The 16,124-nt window shown below is 40.8% G+C and carries 17 protein-coding genes; all 17 read left to right on the forward strand.

Going from position 1 to position 16,124, the window contains the following annotated elements; all coding sequences use genetic code 11:
• The first annotated feature begins 37 nt into the window (after positions 1 to 37).
• The 17 genes from I6E72_RS02415 (at position 38) to flhB (ending at position 16,089) form a co-directional block, all read left to right on the forward strand.
• Positions 38 to 1,150: a sensor histidine kinase gene (locus tag I6E72_RS02415; protein WP_007581877.1), complete on the forward strand. Its 1,113-nt coding sequence runs from the start codon at positions 38 to 40 to the stop codon at positions 1,148 to 1,150.
• Complete coding sequence (locus I6E72_RS02420; RefSeq protein ID WP_101216690.1) at positions 1,147 to 2,613, forward strand: sigma-54-dependent transcriptional regulator; 1,467 nt, start codon at positions 1,147 to 1,149, stop codon at positions 2,611 to 2,613. The genes I6E72_RS02415 and I6E72_RS02420 overlap by 4 nt, the downstream gene beginning before the upstream one ends.
• A gap of 156 nt (positions 2,614 to 2,769) precedes the next feature.
• The gene (gene fliE, locus I6E72_RS02425; protein WP_008168784.1) at positions 2,770 to 3,102 is read left to right on the forward strand and encodes a flagellar hook-basal body complex protein FliE; all 333 of its coding nucleotides are present in this window, start codon (positions 2,770 to 2,772) and stop codon (positions 3,100 to 3,102) included.
• Positions 3,103 to 3,122: 20 nt separating this feature from the next.
• Positions 3,123 to 4,838, forward strand: coding sequence for a flagellar basal-body MS-ring/collar protein FliF (gene fliF / locus I6E72_RS02430; RefSeq protein WP_007581880.1), 1,716 nt, complete (start codon positions 3,123 to 3,125; stop codon positions 4,836 to 4,838).
• The gene (fliG, locus tag I6E72_RS02435) at positions 4,831 to 5,871 is read left to right on the forward strand and encodes a flagellar motor switch protein FliG (RefSeq protein WP_007581881.1); all 1,041 of its coding nucleotides are present in this window, start codon (positions 4,831 to 4,833) and stop codon (positions 5,869 to 5,871) included. Before fliF ends, fliG begins: the two co-directional genes overlap by 8 nt.
• Before the next feature lie 3 nt (positions 5,872 to 5,874).
• The gene (fliH, locus tag I6E72_RS02440) at positions 5,875 to 6,681 is read left to right on the forward strand and encodes a flagellar assembly protein FliH (RefSeq protein ID WP_024592741.1); all 807 of its coding nucleotides are present in this window, start codon (positions 5,875 to 5,877) and stop codon (positions 6,679 to 6,681) included.
• A gap of 18 nt (positions 6,682 to 6,699) precedes the next feature.
• The gene (fliI, locus tag I6E72_RS02445) at positions 6,700 to 8,034 is read left to right on the forward strand and encodes a flagellar protein export ATPase FliI (RefSeq protein ID WP_169059709.1); all 1,335 of its coding nucleotides are present in this window, start codon (positions 6,700 to 6,702) and stop codon (positions 8,032 to 8,034) included.
• Positions 8,034 to 8,480, forward strand: coding sequence for a flagellar export protein FliJ (fliJ, locus tag I6E72_RS02450; RefSeq protein WP_024589948.1), 447 nt, complete (start codon positions 8,034 to 8,036; stop codon positions 8,478 to 8,480). The genes fliI and fliJ overlap by 1 nt, the downstream gene beginning before the upstream one ends.
• An 89-nt stretch (positions 8,481 to 8,569) precedes the next feature.
• On the forward strand, positions 8,570 to 10,624 hold the full coding sequence (locus I6E72_RS02455) for a flagellar hook-length control protein FliK (protein WP_197110955.1): 2,055 nt from the start codon (positions 8,570 to 8,572) through the stop codon (positions 10,622 to 10,624).
• Between the two features lie 57 nt (positions 10,625 to 10,681).
• The gene (gene fliL, locus I6E72_RS02460) at positions 10,682 to 11,212 is read left to right on the forward strand and encodes a flagellar basal body-associated protein FliL (protein WP_024589946.1); all 531 of its coding nucleotides are present in this window, start codon (positions 10,682 to 10,684) and stop codon (positions 11,210 to 11,212) included.
• Between the two features lie 9 nt (positions 11,213 to 11,221).
• Entirely contained in the window at positions 11,222 to 12,313 is a 1,092-nt protein-coding gene (gene fliM / locus I6E72_RS02465) for a flagellar motor switch protein FliM (protein ID WP_024589945.1), read from the forward strand.
• 20 nt (positions 12,314 to 12,333) lie between these two features.
• The gene (gene fliN, locus I6E72_RS02470; RefSeq protein ID WP_007585803.1) at positions 12,334 to 12,732 is read left to right on the forward strand and encodes a flagellar motor switch protein FliN; all 399 of its coding nucleotides are present in this window, start codon (positions 12,334 to 12,336) and stop codon (positions 12,730 to 12,732) included.
• On the forward strand, positions 12,729 to 13,112 hold the full coding sequence (gene fliO / locus I6E72_RS02475; protein WP_024589944.1) for a flagellar biosynthetic protein FliO: 384 nt from the start codon (positions 12,729 to 12,731) through the stop codon (positions 13,110 to 13,112). The genes fliN and fliO overlap by 4 nt, the downstream gene beginning before the upstream one ends.
• Before the next feature lie 4 nt (positions 13,113 to 13,116).
• Positions 13,117 to 13,857, forward strand: coding sequence for a flagellar type III secretion system pore protein FliP (fliP, locus tag I6E72_RS02480; protein ID WP_007585804.1), 741 nt, complete (start codon positions 13,117 to 13,119; stop codon positions 13,855 to 13,857).
• A 40-nt stretch (positions 13,858 to 13,897) separates the two neighbouring features.
• Complete coding sequence (fliQ, locus tag I6E72_RS02485; protein ID WP_002959325.1) at positions 13,898 to 14,167, forward strand: flagellar biosynthesis protein FliQ; 270 nt, start codon at positions 13,898 to 13,900, stop codon at positions 14,165 to 14,167.
• Positions 14,168 to 14,169: 2 nt separating this feature from the next.
• Complete coding sequence (gene fliR / locus I6E72_RS02490; protein WP_024589943.1) at positions 14,170 to 14,949, forward strand: flagellar biosynthetic protein FliR; 780 nt, start codon at positions 14,170 to 14,172, stop codon at positions 14,947 to 14,949.
• A 9-nt stretch (positions 14,950 to 14,958) separates the two neighbouring features.
• The gene (gene flhB / locus I6E72_RS02495) at positions 14,959 to 16,089 is read left to right on the forward strand and encodes a flagellar biosynthesis protein FlhB (RefSeq protein WP_007585806.1); all 1,131 of its coding nucleotides are present in this window, start codon (positions 14,959 to 14,961) and stop codon (positions 16,087 to 16,089) included.
• Positions 16,090 to 16,124 lie beyond the last annotated feature (35 nt).

Raw genomic sequence — 16,124 nt, forward strand, 5'->3', positions numbered from 1 at the left:
ATTTAGACATGTATCTACATCAATTCGAGATTTGATTATGGCCCTTGCTAGCGTGCTAAAACCACAGTTTTTTTCTGCAAATCAGTATAACCCATGTTTACTTCAAGAGGAGTACATTGGTGAATTAAGCGATCTGCGCAAGCAAGCAAGTTGGCTTTCGCATTTGGTTGATACCATGCCAGCAGGCGTGGTTGTACTTGATGGCAAAGGGTTGATTGCAAAAGCGAATCAAATAGCGATTGATATGCTTGGCGAGCCACTTGAAGGCGAACGCTGGTTTAATGTTATTCAGCGCTCTTTTAGGCCACATCAAGATGATGGCCACGAAGTGTCTTTAAAAGACGGGCGCCTAATAAAGCTTGATATTACTGCTTTAGCACCAGAGCCTGGGCAACTTATTTTAATGACGGATTTGACCGAAACTCGCCGCTTACAAAAACGTGTTGCACATATGCAGCGATTAAGCGCGCTGGGTAAAATGGTTGCGTCACTGGCGCATCAAGTCCGTACGCCGCTCTCAGCCGCTATGCTTTACGCCGCTAATTTAGGATCAAAACGCTTACCCGAAGCATCTCGCGATAACTTTCAAACAAAGTTAATGTCGCGTTTAAAAGATTTAGAAACTCAAGTAAACGACATGCTGTTATTTGCTAAAAGTGGCGATCAGCAAGTTGTTGAGCAAGTTTCAATGCAGCAGCTTTTAACAGAAGTTAAAGCAGGTGCTGATGCGATGGTTGCACTTAATGAAAGTGAGCTGGATGTAAGCTTACCAGAGCCAGATATACAAATAGTCGGTAATAAAACGGCATTGGCCAGTGCTATTCAAAATCTTGTGCACAATAGTATTCAAGTTATTGGCGGCGGTGCAAAAGTAAAAATTAGCGCACAAAGAGATTTAAAAGATTTAGATATGGTTCGTATTAGTGTGAGCGACAATGGCCCAGGTGTTGATTTAAGCCAAAGCGATAAAATTTTTGAACCATTTTTTACTACAAAAAGTCAGGGCACAGGTTTAGGGCTTGCGGTAGTAAGTTCGGTAGCTAGTGCGCACCAAGGTCGTGTTGATGTGACTAATAATACGCAGGGTGGTGCCTGCTTTAGTTTGTTACTGCCTATTAAGGCAACATCTAAACTAGAGGGTTCATTATGAGTAACACTATTTTAGTTGTCGAAGATGACGCAGGGCTTCGTGAAGCCTTAATAGATACCCTTGAAATGTCGGGTATTGAATGTGTTGCAGCGAGCAGTGCTGAGCAAGCAATGTTACTGCTTAAAAAAGATCAATTTTCGCTTGTTGTAAGCGACGTGCAAATGGGCGCAATGAGTGGCCTGGATTTACTACGCAGTATTAAATTAAACCACCCTGATTTACCTGTATTGATGATGACGGCGTACGCCACAATTGACGATGCGGTAGAGGCGATGCGCCTAGGTGCAATTGACTACATGGCTAAACCATTTGCACCTGAAGTGCTGTTAAATATGGTGAGTCGTTATTTGCCTGAAAAAGCAAAAGAAACCGACGGACCTATTGTTGCTGACCCAACTAGTATTCAATTATTGGAGCTTGCGAGTAAAGTAGCACGCTCTGATGCAAGTGTAATGGTACTTGGCCCAAGTGGTTCAGGTAAGGAAGTACTTGCTCGTTATATTCATGATAAGTCAAGCCGTTGTAATGAGCCATTTGTGGCGATTAACTGCGCGGCTATTCCTGAAAATATGCTTGAAGCCACGTTATTTGGTTATGAAAAAGGAGCTTTTACGGGCGCGATTCAAGCATGTCCGGGTAAGTTTGAGCAAGCACAAGGCGGCACTATTTTACTTGATGAAATTACTGAGATGGACTTAGGGCTACAAGCAAAGCTGTTACGCGTACTGCAAGAACGTGAAGTAGAGCGTTTAGGGGGGCGTAAAACAATTCAGCTCGATGTACGTATTTTGGCAACCAGTAATCGTGATTTAAAAGAAGCCGTGTCTGAAAATCAGTTTAGAGAAGATTTATATTACAGGCTTAATGTTTTTCCACTAATGTGGCGACCATTGTGCCAACGCCCTGGCGATATTATTGTATTGGCTAAGCATTTAATTGAGCGCCATATAAGTAAAAGCAAAGAGCCTATGGCATATTTAGATAAAGGTGCCGAGCAAAAGTTATTGGCTCACGCGTGGCCTGGTAATGTGCGCGAGCTTGATAACGTTATACAGCGTGCACTTATACTGCGCACGGGTAACACAATAAATGAGCATGCTATTTTTATTGAAAACTTAGCAGCTAATAACTTTGTTATGGAGCCATCATTGGCGCCGGCGCAAACAGTATCGTCAACAGAATTAGCTCACGCAGATAAAGGCGTTGATAAAAGCACGCTAAGCTCTGCATATTATGATGAAAAATCACATGCCGAGGTTGAACCTAAGCAGGGCTTGCTAGCGGCAGACACCGGTAGCTATAAAGATGAGCTTAAAGACAAAGAGCATCGTATTATTTTAGAAACCCTTGCACGCTGCCAAGGCAAGCGTAAAGACGTTGCCGAAACATTGGGCATAAGCCCACGAACTTTACGTTATAAACTAGCGCAAATGCGCGATTTAGGTATTTCACTTCCAGCATAACCTCCTATAAACCCTAAGTTTGCGCTGCGAACTTAGGGTTGTCAAAACTCTGACTAACACAAATTAAAGTTAACCTATTGTATTTTAATGATTAATTATTTGGCATGCTTTGTGCTTTATTACTTGTAAGAGTTCACTGCGTGTCAGAGATAAATTATGAAAATTCAAAACAGTGCTGTATTTCAAGAAATGCAATCAATGGCTTTAGAAGCCGGCCGTAATAATCAAATAAATAAATTGCCGACTCAAGTTCAGCCTACTTCTACTTCCCAGTTTGGCGACATGCTAAGTGATGCATTAAATACAGTGCACGGTCTACAGCAAGATGCAGGTCAAAAAGTAAAAGCGGTTGAGATGGGGGATCGAAGTGTATCGCTTGCTGAGGCGATGATTGCTTCTCAAAAATCGTCAGTTGCTTTTGAGGCTACAGTACAGGTTCGTAATAAACTTGTTGAAGCTTATAAAGAAATCATGAACATGCCTGTTTAATTAGGTAGTGGAGAATTATTGTGGCGCAATCTAACCAATCTACAGACCTAGCACTTGCTGGTGGCGGTATTGACCAAAGTGGTGGTGATGATCAACAAGAACAAAAGTCAGGCTACTTAAGTGCTTTAAATGGTGTTGATGTATTGCGCCAAGTAACATTGGTTATAGCATTGGCTATTTGTTTAGCTATCGCGATTTTTATTATTATTTGGGCTCGTCAGCCAGATATGCGCCCGTTAGGCAAAATGCAAACTGAAGAGCTTATTCAAACGCTCGACTTTTTAGATGCGCAACAAATTGAATATCAACTAGATGGCAACGTTGTGTCGGTTGATGAAAGCGAATACCAAAATATTAAATTGTTAATGACCCGCGAAGGGTTAGAGCAAGGGCCAGCGTCGGGCTCTGATATAATTATGCAAGATATGGGCTTTGGTGTAAGCCAACGCTTAGAGCGCGAACGCCTAAAACATGGCCGCGAGCAACAACTTGCCCGCACCATTGAAGAGCTTAATAATATTACTCGCGCTAAAGTATTGTTAGCCATTCCTAAAGAAAACGTATTTGCCCGCAGAGAGAAGAAACCATCAGCTACAGTTGTATTAACGCTTAAGCGTGGTCGCTCACTCGACCGTGAAGAAGTAGACTCTGTTGTTGATATGATTGCCTCGGCAGTACAGGGTTTAGAGCCTATGCGAGTTACTGTTACCGATCAAAATGGTCGATTATTAAATTCAGGTTCGCAAAGCTCATTAGCAGCACGCTCTCGTAAAGAATACGACTTAGAACGTAAGCGCGAACAAGAGTACCTTGAAAAAATAGACAGTATTTTAATACCGGTTGTTGGGCTTGCAAACTATACAGCTCAAGTTGATTTGAGCATGGACTTTAGCTCGATTGAGGAAACTCAAAAGCGTTATAACCCAGACCTACCAGCGGTTAGAAGCGAAACCACATTTGAAGAAAATAACATTGGCGGCCTAGCTGTTGGTATTCCAGGTGCGCTTACAAATCAGCCACCGTTAAACTCGAACATTCCTGAGGTTGCGGGGCAAGGTGGTGCAGGCACAGCTACGTCACCAACACGCAGCCACAAAGAAGCCACGCGTAATTATGAACTCGACACTACAATTTCTCATAAGCGTCAGCAAAGTGGTGTAATACGTAGAATAAGCGTATCAGTTGCTGTTGACTACATTGCTAAAGTGGGAGAAAACGGTGAAACAACCATGACTCCACGCTCGGTAGAGGCATTGTCAAATATTCGTCGCTTACTACAAGGTGGTGTAGGTTTTGATATGCAACGTGGTGATGCACTTGAAGTCGTAACAGTGCCGTTTGTACGTGAAGAAACAAATTTAGCAATAGAAGTGCCACTGTGGGAACAAGACTGGTTTATGAAAATAGCCCGCCTTGTATTAGGCGCCTTAGTTATCATTGTATTGATAATGGCAGTAGTAAAACCAATGCTTAAACGCTTAATTTACCCAGACGATACACTAGAAGAATACGACGAAGATGCATTAAGTTCAGGCGTAGATATTGGCGACAACACGCTTGATATGCTAAATAAAGACTTTGATTCTGCTTCGGTTGGTTTCTCAAGTGATGGTACACTGCAGTTACCGGATTTACATGGCGACGAAGATTTACTTAAAGCAATTCGTGCCCTTGTAGCTAACGAACCAGAACTATCATCACAAGTAGTCAAAGCGTGGTTAACAGAAGATGACTGATCAAGAACAAAAACAACTCCCGCCAGCCTTTGATGTTGATAAGCTAGATGGGGTAGATAAAGCCGCTATATTACTTTTGAGTTTATCAGAAGAAGATGCCGCGCAAATCCTTAAACACTTAGAACCTAAACAGGTGCAAAAAGTGGGTATGGCGATGGCTGGGTTACAGGATTTATCTCAAGCTAAAATTAGCGCTGTACACAACTTGTTTATAGAACAAATTCAAAGCTTTAGTACCATTGGTTTTCAGTCAGAAGACTTTATTAAAAAAGCGCTTACAGCAGCCCTTGGTGAAGACAAAGCCGCTAGCCTTATTGACCAAATTGTTATGGGCTCAGGCGCTAAAGGCTTGGATTCATTAAAATGGATGGACTCTAAGCAGGTAGCAAACATTATTCGTAATGAGCATCCACAAATTCAAACCATTGTATTATCGTACTTAGAGCCAGAGCAGTCTGCTGAGATTATTGCTCAGTTCCCTGAAAAAGTACGCTTAGATTTAACCATGCGTATTGCAAACCTTGAAGAAGTTCAGCCGGCAGCACTGCAAGAGCTAAACGAAATTATGGAAAAACAATTTGCCGGCCAAGCAGGTGCACAAGCCGCTAAAATGGGTGGCTTAAAAGCAGCTGCAGATATTATGAACTACCTAGATACTAATGTAGAAGGGCAGTTAATGGACTCTATTCGTGAGCATGACGAAGAGATGTCGCAGCAAATTCAAGACTTAATGTTTGTGTTTGAAAACTTAATGGATGTTGAAGACCGTGGTATTCAAGCAATCCTACGAGAAGTACAACAAGACGTATTAATGAAAGCAATTAAAGGCACCGACGATGCCCTTAAAGATAAGATACTGGGCAATATGTCTAAGCGTGCAGCCGAAATGCTTGCTGATGATTTAGAAGCTATGGCCCCGGTACGTATAAGCGAAGTAGAAGCGGCGCAAAAAGAGATTTTATCAACAGCGCGTCGTTTATCTGACTCAGGTGAAATTCAGCTGGGCGGCGGCGGTGGCGAGGAGTTCCTGTAAACCATGAGCAAACTCAAAGGACGCACACTTCGGGCTGATGAAGCAGATGAATTATTAAAAAACTGGGCTATTCCGGATGTAGCACCAGATGAGAGCAGCTTTGGCAATCGCTCTACGGCTTACGGCACACCGCTTAGTGAGTTGTACAAAAAAGAATTAGCCGAAGAAATGCCTATTGATGAGCCACAAGAGCCAGAACTCCCTGCGCTTACCATGGTTGAGCTTGAACGCATTAGACAAGACGCGTACGAAGAAGGCCTTAAACAAGGTCATGAGCAAGGCTACATAGACGGCTTTGAAAAAGGTGTTGGTGAAGGTAAAGAAGCAGGTTACAAAGAAGGCTTAGAGCAAGGTAAAACACAAGGCCTTGAAGATGTAAAACCATTAATTGAAGAGCAGTTAACAAGTTTAAAAGCCATTTTAGAGGGGCTAACTGCACCGCTAGATAAAGTGGACGAACAAGCTGAAAAGCAATTAGTACAACTTGCTAGCATGTTGGCGGAAGCTGTTATTTATCAAGAAGTAAAAACATCGCCTGAAGTGATATTACATACGTTAAAGCAAAGTATTGATTCACTTAATGCGGAGCAAGAAAAAGTACGAATCCATTTAAACCCCGAAGATTTAGAACTCATAAAAGAGAGCTACGGCGAACAAACCATTATTGATAATAACTGGCAATTAATGGCAGAGCCCACTCTTGAGCGCGGTGGCTGTGAAGTTAAAACAGCGCAATCGTCACTCGACATGACCCTTAAAACACGTGTCAAAGAAACGTTGGATAGTTTTTTGCATAATAGTGGTATCTAACTATTTTATTGGCGTGTTATGTCAACTCAACGTGCACCTTTAAGCGAACGCTTATCTCAATATAAACAACATATTAAAACCCCGGCGCCTGCTGTGGCAGGTATTTTAACGCGTGTTGTTGGCCTTACCCTTGAGGCTAGAGGCTTACGTGCACCCGTTGGTAGCCAATGTAAAATAGAAACTATGAACGGCTTTGTAGACGCCGAAATAGTCGGTTTTAACGATCAAACTTTGTACTTAATGCCTAACGACCACATCTCTGGTGTATTACCTGGTGCGCGTGTTATTCCTCAAGTAAATAATTTAGGTTTACCTGTAGGGATGAGTTTATTAGGCCGCGTGGTGGATGGTTTAGGGCGACCGCTAGATGGCCTTGGTAAAATTAATGCTGAGCATCATTTAAAGTTTGCGCAAAATACTATAAACCCGCTTTCAAGAAGACCAATCACTAAGCCTATGGATGTAGGTGTGCGTGCTATTAACTCGGTTATCACAGTAGGGCAAGGCCAGCGTATGGGCTTGTTTGCAGGCTCTGGTGTAGGTAAATCAGTACTACTGGGTATGATGACCCGAGGTAGCGAAGCTGATGTCATTGTTGTTGGCTTAGTGGGGGAGCGTGGCCGCGAAGTAAAAGAATTTATTGAAGAAATACTTGGTGTAGAAGGGCGCAAACGTTCAGTTGTTGTCGCAGCGCCTGCTGATTCATCACCACTTATGCGTTTAAAAGGCTGTGAGAGCGCCGTAACTATTGCAGAGTATTTTAGAGATCAGGGTTTAAACGTATTACTGTTACTCGATTCGGTAACGCGTTATGCAATGGCGCAACGTGAAATTGCACTTGCTGTTGGCGAGCCGCCCGCTACAAAGGGTTATCCGCCTTCGGTGTTTGCTAAATTACCTGCGCTGGTGGAGCGTGCTGGTAATGGCGGTGAAGGGCAAGGTTCAATTACCGCCTTTTTTACGGTGTTGAGTGAAGGCGATGATATGCAAGACCCTATTGCTGATGCAGCGCGAGCTATATTAGATGGCCACATTGTACTATCGCGTGATTTAGCTGACAGTGGGCACTATCCCGCTATAGATATTGAAAAGTCGATTTCGCGTGTTATGCCTCAAGTTGTTTCTGAGCCGCATATGCAACAAGCCCGAGTGCTTAAACAAGTGTATTCAATGTATCAACAAAACAAAGACATGATTACTTTAGGCGCTTATCAAAAAGGGACCGATCAAATGCTCGACCAAGCTATAAATATGATGCCAAGAGTAAATGCATTTTTACAACAAGGTATGCGAGATGTCATTAGTTACGATGATGGTCTGCAAGGTCTTGCTCAGTTACTAGGACAAGCATAATGGCTAAAAACAAACTCGATTTATTGCTCAAAATTGAAAATGATAAAGAAGAAAATTTGCGCATGAGTTACTTACAAGCTAATCAAAACTTGCAATCGAATCAACAAAAGCTACAAGGTTTAAACAATTTTAGACTTGAATACTCTCAGCAGTTACACCTAAAGGGTAAGTCGGGTTTATCTAGTGCAGGGTTTGGTCAGTACCATGCTTTTATAGCTAAAATTGAAGAAGCAATTCGCCAACAAGCAAGTACCGTAAATACCGCTAAGCAAGTTGTTACTCAACGTAAAACTCTATGGCTTAAGCAGCAAATTAAAGCTAAAGCAGTTGCCAAACTAATCGAAAATCAAAAACTCAAAGCAAATGCGTTAATGGCTAAAAATGAGCAAAAAATGTTAGATGAATTTTCAGCTAATCAGTTTTTTCAACGTCGTAAAGCTTTGTAATTCAGGCACGTTAATTGCTTTGTTACTTAGTGGAATTCAACTTTTGGCGGTATGCGGTGGCATATTGCCGTAATGGTATTAGGTGATTTATGGCGATGAATAACATTTCGTTTTTAGTTTCTTCTGAAAAAGATTCACTGTTAGCTTTTAAAGACAATAGCTTAGCTAATGGCGAAGAAAATTTAGGCGATGAATTTTTAAGTCAGCTAAACGAAGCGCATAACTCTATGGAGCCATTGCTTAAAGGCAATAAAAATCCCGATGCCGAAAACTCGATTGCCATACCTAAGCATAAACAGCCAGAAGAAAATGAAAATCTGAGCGTAAAGCTAGATGAAGTAATAACTGACGAAGTTACTTTTGTGTCTGTTGAGATGCTTGATCAAATTAATTCAGCACAAGCAATGAGCACTTCGGTCAATAAGCCGTTCGATGCAACTAACAGTTTAGAATCAGAAAATGCAGAGCTAGAAGCTACACTAGTAGAGAATACAGAATTACAAAGCACACCAATAATTGCATCCACCAATACAAGTGATGAAGTATCGGCTAAAGAAGCGAATACAGCGAGTGTAGTGCAAAATCCAATTGCCACTAATGTAGACTCTAAAACGGCTAAATTAACTGATTCAAAAAGCGATAACTTTAGCTCACCACCTTTGAATTCGTTACCATTAAATGAAGGTAAACATCGTAAAAGTGGTGTTGCTGAAGCTATTGAAGGGCCATTAAATTCTATAAATAAGAAGCCCGATGACAGCATTGGCCCTATATTAGAAAAACCTGAATTTGCATCAACAATGATTTCTAAAGAGCAACTGGGACAAAATAAGTCTGCTGATGAAAATAATATAGTTTTGCCAACACCCACCGACAAAGCGGGCGTTACTCAGTCTTCTTTAGCCGCAACTGAAGCTGATAATAATGCAGCAATAGATACGTTAATGACTAAAGATGAGAGCTTAATTAAAGCTAATGATGTTATTGCTAGTTTAACGCCTGAGCAGCGCTCACAACTTAACGCGCAAGTTAAGGTATTAGAAAATACTGATTCAACAAGTAACGCAACTAGTAGCACTTCAAATCTTAAGCAAATGCTTGCGCAATTTATTACTGATAACGAAAAAACGCAGAGCACGGTAACAAAACACTCTTTTAGCGCAGAAATCAATTCACTTAATACAACTGAAAAACAAAGCTTATTAACGCAATTAAACGCTTATATTAAAACAGAGCAGCCTAAAGGCGAGCAATTAGCAGTGCTTAAGCAAACAGTTAATGAATTAAAAGCTTCAATTGAAATAGGACTTGCCGATACCGCTAAGACAGACTCAAAAACGTTTGTAGCGTCAGAGACTCCTAATACAGTATATAATCCACAAAAGTTAAGCTTAAAGACATCGACAAACGAAGGGGCTGATTTAAATAAAGCCGTAACAACCTCAACTAAGGGTGATGATTTATTAAAATCACTTGAAGAATTACAAAAAGATGGCCTTAAAAAAATAACTGCTGAACAAACTCCTGCACGCGTAGCACAAGTATTTACGCAAATTACAGCAGCTCTAAATACTCAGCAAGTGAGCACATTAAGCCAATACGACTCATTAAGTTACGAGCAGAGCTTACTTGATACCCAAATAATACAAACTCAACAATTACAAAGTACATCGCAAGTTAAGCAAGTAAGTATTGATCCTGGTGTAATGCAGGCAATTAATATTGTTAAAAGTGATGCAGCTAAATTACTGCAAGAGCGCGTTAGCTCAATGCTGAGCATTAATAATAAAGAAGCAGAAATTCGCCTAGATCCTCCCGAAATGGGCAGTATGCAAATACGTATTCGCAGCGATGCAGAACAAGCACATATAAACTTTGTAGTACAAAACCAGCAAGCCAAAGAAGCACTTGAACAATCAATGCCGCGCTTACGTGAAATGTTAGCGCAACAAGGATTAGAGCTTGGTGAAAGTACTATTTCTTATGGGCAATCAGGTGGTGAAACTGCCGAGCAGAGTGAGAGTGGACCTCAAGGTAATTTGGCTAATAATAAGTCAGTTAATGATGAAAACGACGAGCAAGCAAATAACACTGCACAAAGTTCTCGACAACAAACTTCATCATCAATAGATTACTATGCCTAAGTGCTGCTATTATAATAACTAAAACAAGCAAGTACCTTTGCGATTAAAGGAATCATGATGGCTGAAGAAACAAGTTTAGAAATTGAAGAAACCGGTAAAAGTAAAAAGAAACTAATAATAATCATAGTAGCTGTACTACTTATTGTAGGCGGTGCTGCAGGTTACTTTTTTATGTCGGGTTCGGATGCGCCAGTTGAAACCTTAGATGAAGAGACTGCGATGTCAGCAGATGCACCTTCTGCTGCAGTTGGTGATTCAGCTGAAATAGGCAGTGCTTTATATGTGTCAATGCCACGCCCATTTGTATTTAACGTGCCCGGTTCAAGTCGCGACAGAATTGTGCAAATTAAAGTACAGTTACTGGTACGTGGCGAAGTAAATGAAGAAACAGCTAAAAAACACATTCCATTAATAGAAGGTACGTTATTAAGTGTGTTTTCTACTACAACAGCCGATGAGTTAAGTACGAGCTCTGGTAAAGAAACACTTCGTTTTTCTGCACTTGAAAAGGTACAGGAAGCTTTAATGGATGTTGAAGGCAGCAAAGTAATTGAGCGGGTATTGTTTACCGGCTTTGTGATGCAATAAGGGGTTAGCGTGAGCGATTTATTATCCCAAGACGAAATTGATGCGCTATTACATGGCGTTGATGACGTTGAAGAGGAAGATATACACGACGGTGAAGATGGCGGAGGAGGTACGCTTCAGTACGATTTTTCTTCGCAAGATCGGATCGTACGTGGTCGTATGCCGACGCTGGAAATTGTTAATGAACGCTTTGCTCGTCATATGCGAATTAGCCTATTTAACATGATGCGCCGCACCGCAGAGGTGTCTATTAACGGCGTGCAAATGATTAAGTTTGGCGAGTATATTCATACTTTATTTGTTCCAACCAGTTTAAATATGGTGCGTTTTAGACCTTTAAAAGGCACTGGCCTGATTACCATGGAAGCACGACTTGTGTTTATTTTGGTAGATAACTTTTTTGGTGGTGACGGGCGTTATCATGCAAAAATCGAAGGCCGAGAATTTACGCCTACAGAGCGTCGTATTGTGCAAATGCTCCTTAAGATCATCTTTGAAGATTATAAAGAAGCATGGGCACCGGTTATGGATGTATCGTTTGAATACCTCGATTCTGAAGTAAACCCAGCTATGGCTAATATTGTAAGCCCAACTGAGGTTGTGGTTATTAGTTCTTTCCATATTGAGCTTGATGGTGGCGGTGGCGATTTTCATATTGCTTTACCTTACTCTATGCTTGAGCCAATTCGAGAGCTGTTAGATGCGGGTGTTCAGTCTGATACTGAAGATACCGATTTACGTTGGAGCAAAGCACTTCGAGACGAAATAATGGATGTAGAGGTTGATATGTCGACTCAGTTACTTGAAGTTGATTTAACCTTAAGGCAGATTATGGAACTCAAAGCCGGTGATATTATTCCGGTTGAAATGCCTGAGCATATAACCGTGTTTGTTGAAGAACTCCCTACATTTAGAGCTAAAATGGGTCGCTCTCGCGATAATGTTGCACTTCAAATTAGTGAAAAAATTAAACGACCTGATTCAGTTAAATCTGAGCTGCATGTATTTACCAAAGGCGGCAAGAAAATTGACTCAGATGCAGAATTAGCAGAACTAGAAGATGATTTACACCTCTCTGACGGTGTAGACTTAGACTGGTAATTGATTAAAAGGTTAAAAGTATGAGCGATGATCAAGACACAATGGATGAATGGGCAGCAGCATTAGCAGAAGCCGAAGCTCCAGATGATAGTAGCGAAGCACATGTTGCAGAGCTTGATGAGTTAAGTGATTCAAAACACGAAATGAGTGGCGATGAAAAACGAAAACTCGACACTATTTTAGATATCCCCGTTACTATTTCAATGGAAGTAGGACGCTCTAAAATTAATATTCGTAACTTATTGCAACTTAACCAAGGCTCTGTTGTTGAGCTTGACCGTGTTGCGGGCGAGCCGCTAGACGTGCTAGTTAATGGTACTTTGATAGCCCATGGTGAAGTAGTTGTAGTAAACGACAAGTTTGGTATTCGCTTAACTGACGTGATAAGCCAAGTAGAGCGGATCAAAAAACTACGATGAGCTTATTAGTTGCTTTAACGAGTTCCGTTTTTTCAAAAGCAGATGTGGCAACACCCACTGGAGATATACTCTCTATGGTGCTGTCGCTTGCTATGGTGCTAGTACTAATTATTGTGCTGGCATTTTTTGTTAAAAAGCTTAATCCAAATTTAGCAAACAGCGATGAATTTAAAGTAGTCAGAAGTCTACCTTTGGGTTCTCGCGAGCGTTTAATGGTTGTTGAGATAGATAATGCTCAGCATTTACTTGGTGTAACTCCCCACAGTATTAATTACTTACACAAGTTAGAAACCCCATTAAGTGAAAAAGAACTACCTGAACTCGCTAAACGATTTGGTAAACTTTTAAACCCGCAATCAAACCAAAATAAAAAGAATTAAACCTATGACAAAGTGGCTGCTTATTATTTTTGCCATGGTGTTTGTACCAAGTGTAAGCGCAGAAGGAATTGATGCGCTTACTATTACAACAAACGCTGATGGCACACAGGATTACTCAGTAACGTTACAAGTTTTAGCAATTATGACGGCGCTGAGTTTTATACCGGCTGCCATAATTATGATGACCTCCTTTACACGAATAATTGTTGTACTCGCCATTTTGCGCCAAGCAATTGGTTTGCAGCAAACACCGTCAAACCAAGTGTTATTAGGGATGTCGCTTTTTCTAAGTATTTTTATAATGTCGCCTATTTATCAGCAGGTAAACGAGCGAGCTATAGAACCTTACTTAAATGAGCAGGTTACTTCAGTACAAGCTTTAGAGCTGGCTAAAGAGCCAATGAAAGCATTTATGCTTTCACAAGTGCGTTTAAAAGATTTAGAAACGTTTGCTAAAATTGCCGGTTACGATCAGCTAGATTCGCCACAAGATACACCGTTAATAGTGCTTATACCCGCCTTTGTAACCAGCGAATTGCAAACCGCATTTATTATAGGGTTTATGTTTTTTATCCCATTTTTAATTGTTGATTTAGTGGTCGCCTCGGTATTAATGGCGATGGGTATGATGATGCTTTCACCCATGATTGTGTCCTTACCGTTTAAAATTATGTTATTTGTACTTGTAGACGGCTGGAGCTTAGTGATGGGTACCTTAGCCAAAAGCTTTGGTTTAGGGACTTAGTATGCAAAGCATTAACATGACCCAACAATAGGAGTACAACATGGAACCGGAAATTTTTGTTGATATCCTAAGTGACGCTCTTTTTTTAGTTATTAAGCTGGTGTCTGCAATTGTAGTCCCAGGCTTAATTATTGGTTTAGTTGTTGCCGTGTTTCAGGCTGCAACGTCTATCAATGAACAAACATTGAGCTTTTTACCTCGTTTATTAATTACCATTAGTGCGCTTATTGTGGGTGGGCATTGGCTTACTCAAGAGCTAATGGACTTTTTTACTCGCCTAGTATTACTTATTCCTGAAATTGCAGGTTAAGCGTGGAATACCCCTTTGCTGTCGTTATTCAATGGTTGAGCGATTTTTTGTTGCCGCTGGTACGCATTAGCTCAATGATTATGATTATGGCTGGTTTGGGGGCTAAAAATGTTCCTACACGTATAAAAATGGGTTTATCGGTTGTTGTAACTTTTGTTGTAGTTCCTGTTTTGCCCCCAGCTACATTCACTAATTTATTTTCGTTTGAGATGATTTTAGTCGTTATTCAACAAATGCTGATTGGTGTTGCTATTGGTTTTGCATCTATACTTTTATTAAATACTTTTGTGTTAGCAGGGCAAATACTCGCGATGCAAACCGGTTTAGGTTTTGCTTCGGTTATTGATCCTTCTAATGGCGCAAGCGTCCCAGCGGTTGGCCAGTTTTTCCTTATTTTGGCCACCTTGTTATTTTTTGCTTTTAACGGGCATTTAATGATGATTCAAATGGTAGTGCATAGTTTTCAAGTGCTACCCATTGATGGCACATGGTGGTCTGTAGATCATTACTGGGACATAGTGACCTGGGGCGGCTGGATGTTTACTACAGCACTTGTACTCTCACTTGCACCGCTTACCGCTATGCTCGTTATTAATATGTCGTTTGGTATTATGACGCGTGCAGCACCGCAATTAAATATTTTCTCTATTGGTTTTCCGTTTACCTTGGTAGCGGGACTTATTATTATTTGGGCGACACTAGGTAACTTTGTTTCTCAGTTTGAGTTTCAATGGTTAAAAATGGTTGAGCTAATGTGTACTTTAGTTGGTTGCTCACCTTAGGAGAAAGTCATGTCTGAAGACTCAGGACAAGAAAAAACAGAAGAACCCACATCCAAAAAGCTTGAAGAATCTAAAAAGAAAGGCCAAATAGCGCGCTCAAAAGAGCTAGGTACTATGTTTGTACTTATTTTTTCGGCTATATCGCTTTTGATGTATGGGCCAGAAATTGGCAAAGGTTTATACAATGTAATGGGCCGAACCCTTAGCTTAAACCGCAACGAAGCCTTTGATACCACTAAAATGTTTGCCGTATGGGGAGAGGTTGCAGACGCTTTAATGTTTCCTATGGCTATGTTTGTATTAATTATAGTTTTGGCTGCATTTATTGGTAATACGTTACTAGGTGGTTTTAATTTTAGCTGGGAAGCCGCTGCACCTAAAGCAAGTAAAATGTCGCCAATGAAAGGCTTTAAACGTATGTTTGGCCCGCAAGCGGCTATTGAGCTTGTAAAGTCACTTTTAAAATTTGGTTTGGTTGCAAGTTTTGCTATATTTTTAATTAATACTTATTTTGATGAAATACTACATTTAAGTTTAGAAAGTGCACCAGGTAATATTATCCATGCCTTAGAGATTTTAGGGTGGATGTTTTTAGGCCTTTCGTGCACTTTAATTATTATTGCCGCTATTGATGCGCCATTTCAAAGTTATAACCATAACAAACAACTTAAAATGACCATGCAAGAGATTAAAGATGAGTATAAAAACTCTGAAGGTGACCCACAAATAAAAGCGCGTATTAGGCAAACACAAAGGCAAATGTCGCAAAACCGTATGATGCAAGATGTCCCTGACGCTGATGTTATTGTTACCAACCCAACTCACTACTCTGTAGCATTAAAATACGATACAGAGCGCGCAGGTGCGCCAATAGTGCTTGCTAAGGGTATTGATGAAATGGCGATGCAAATTAGAAAAGTAGCAATAGGGAACGAAGTACCTATTTTAGAATCCCCTATGTTGACCCGAGCGCTTTACCATACGGCTGAAGTAGGAGAGCAAATACCCGATCAGCTATTTACTGCTGTAGCGCAAGTTTTAGCGTATGTATTTCAGCTTAAGCGCTTTAATAAAGGGCGTGGTAAACGTCCAACTAAGCTCAATAACAAGCTCCCAATCCCCGATGCCTACAAGTATTAAACCGTTAACTTAGTAACTTGGAATAGTTATTGCAA

This window comes from Pseudoalteromonas sp. NSLLW24 (assembly GCF_015864725.1).
Lineage (GTDB): Bacteria > Pseudomonadota > Gammaproteobacteria > Enterobacterales > Alteromonadaceae > Pseudoalteromonas > Pseudoalteromonas arctica.

What these genes read in the sequence shown, in the direction of transcription:
- I6E72_RS02415 (WP_007581877.1), top strand. Translation starts at nt 38, where the DNA reads ATGGCCCTTGCTAGCGTGCTAAAACCACAGTTTTTTTCTGCAAATCAG.
- I6E72_RS02420 (WP_101216690.1), top strand. Translation starts at nt 1,147, where the DNA reads ATGAGTAACACTATTTTAGTTGTCGAAGATGACGCAGGGCTTCGTGAA.
- fliE (WP_008168784.1), top strand. Translation starts at nt 2,770, where the DNA reads ATGAAAATTCAAAACAGTGCTGTATTTCAAGAAATGCAATCAATGGCT.
- fliG (WP_007581881.1), top strand. Translation starts at nt 4,831, where the DNA reads ATGACTGATCAAGAACAAAAACAACTCCCGCCAGCCTTTGATGTTGAT.
- fliH (WP_024592741.1), top strand. Translation starts at nt 5,875, where the DNA reads ATGAGCAAACTCAAAGGACGCACACTTCGGGCTGATGAAGCAGATGAA.
- fliI (WP_169059709.1), top strand. Translation starts at nt 6,700, where the DNA reads ATGTCAACTCAACGTGCACCTTTAAGCGAACGCTTATCTCAATATAAA.
- fliJ (WP_024589948.1), top strand. Translation starts at nt 8,034, where the DNA reads ATGGCTAAAAACAAACTCGATTTATTGCTCAAAATTGAAAATGATAAA.
- I6E72_RS02455 (WP_197110955.1), top strand. Translation starts at nt 8,570, where the DNA reads ATGGCGATGAATAACATTTCGTTTTTAGTTTCTTCTGAAAAAGATTCA.
- fliL (WP_024589946.1), top strand. Translation starts at nt 10,682, where the DNA reads ATGGCTGAAGAAACAAGTTTAGAAATTGAAGAAACCGGTAAAAGTAAA.
- fliN (WP_007585803.1), top strand. Translation starts at nt 12,334, where the DNA reads ATGAGCGATGATCAAGACACAATGGATGAATGGGCAGCAGCATTAGCA.
- fliO (WP_024589944.1), top strand. Translation starts at nt 12,729, where the DNA reads ATGAGCTTATTAGTTGCTTTAACGAGTTCCGTTTTTTCAAAAGCAGAT.
- fliP (WP_007585804.1), top strand. Translation starts at nt 13,117, where the DNA reads ATGACAAAGTGGCTGCTTATTATTTTTGCCATGGTGTTTGTACCAAGT.
- fliQ (WP_002959325.1), top strand. Translation starts at nt 13,898, where the DNA reads ATGGAACCGGAAATTTTTGTTGATATCCTAAGTGACGCTCTTTTTTTA.
- flhB (WP_007585806.1), top strand. Translation starts at nt 14,959, where the DNA reads ATGTCTGAAGACTCAGGACAAGAAAAAACAGAAGAACCCACATCCAAA.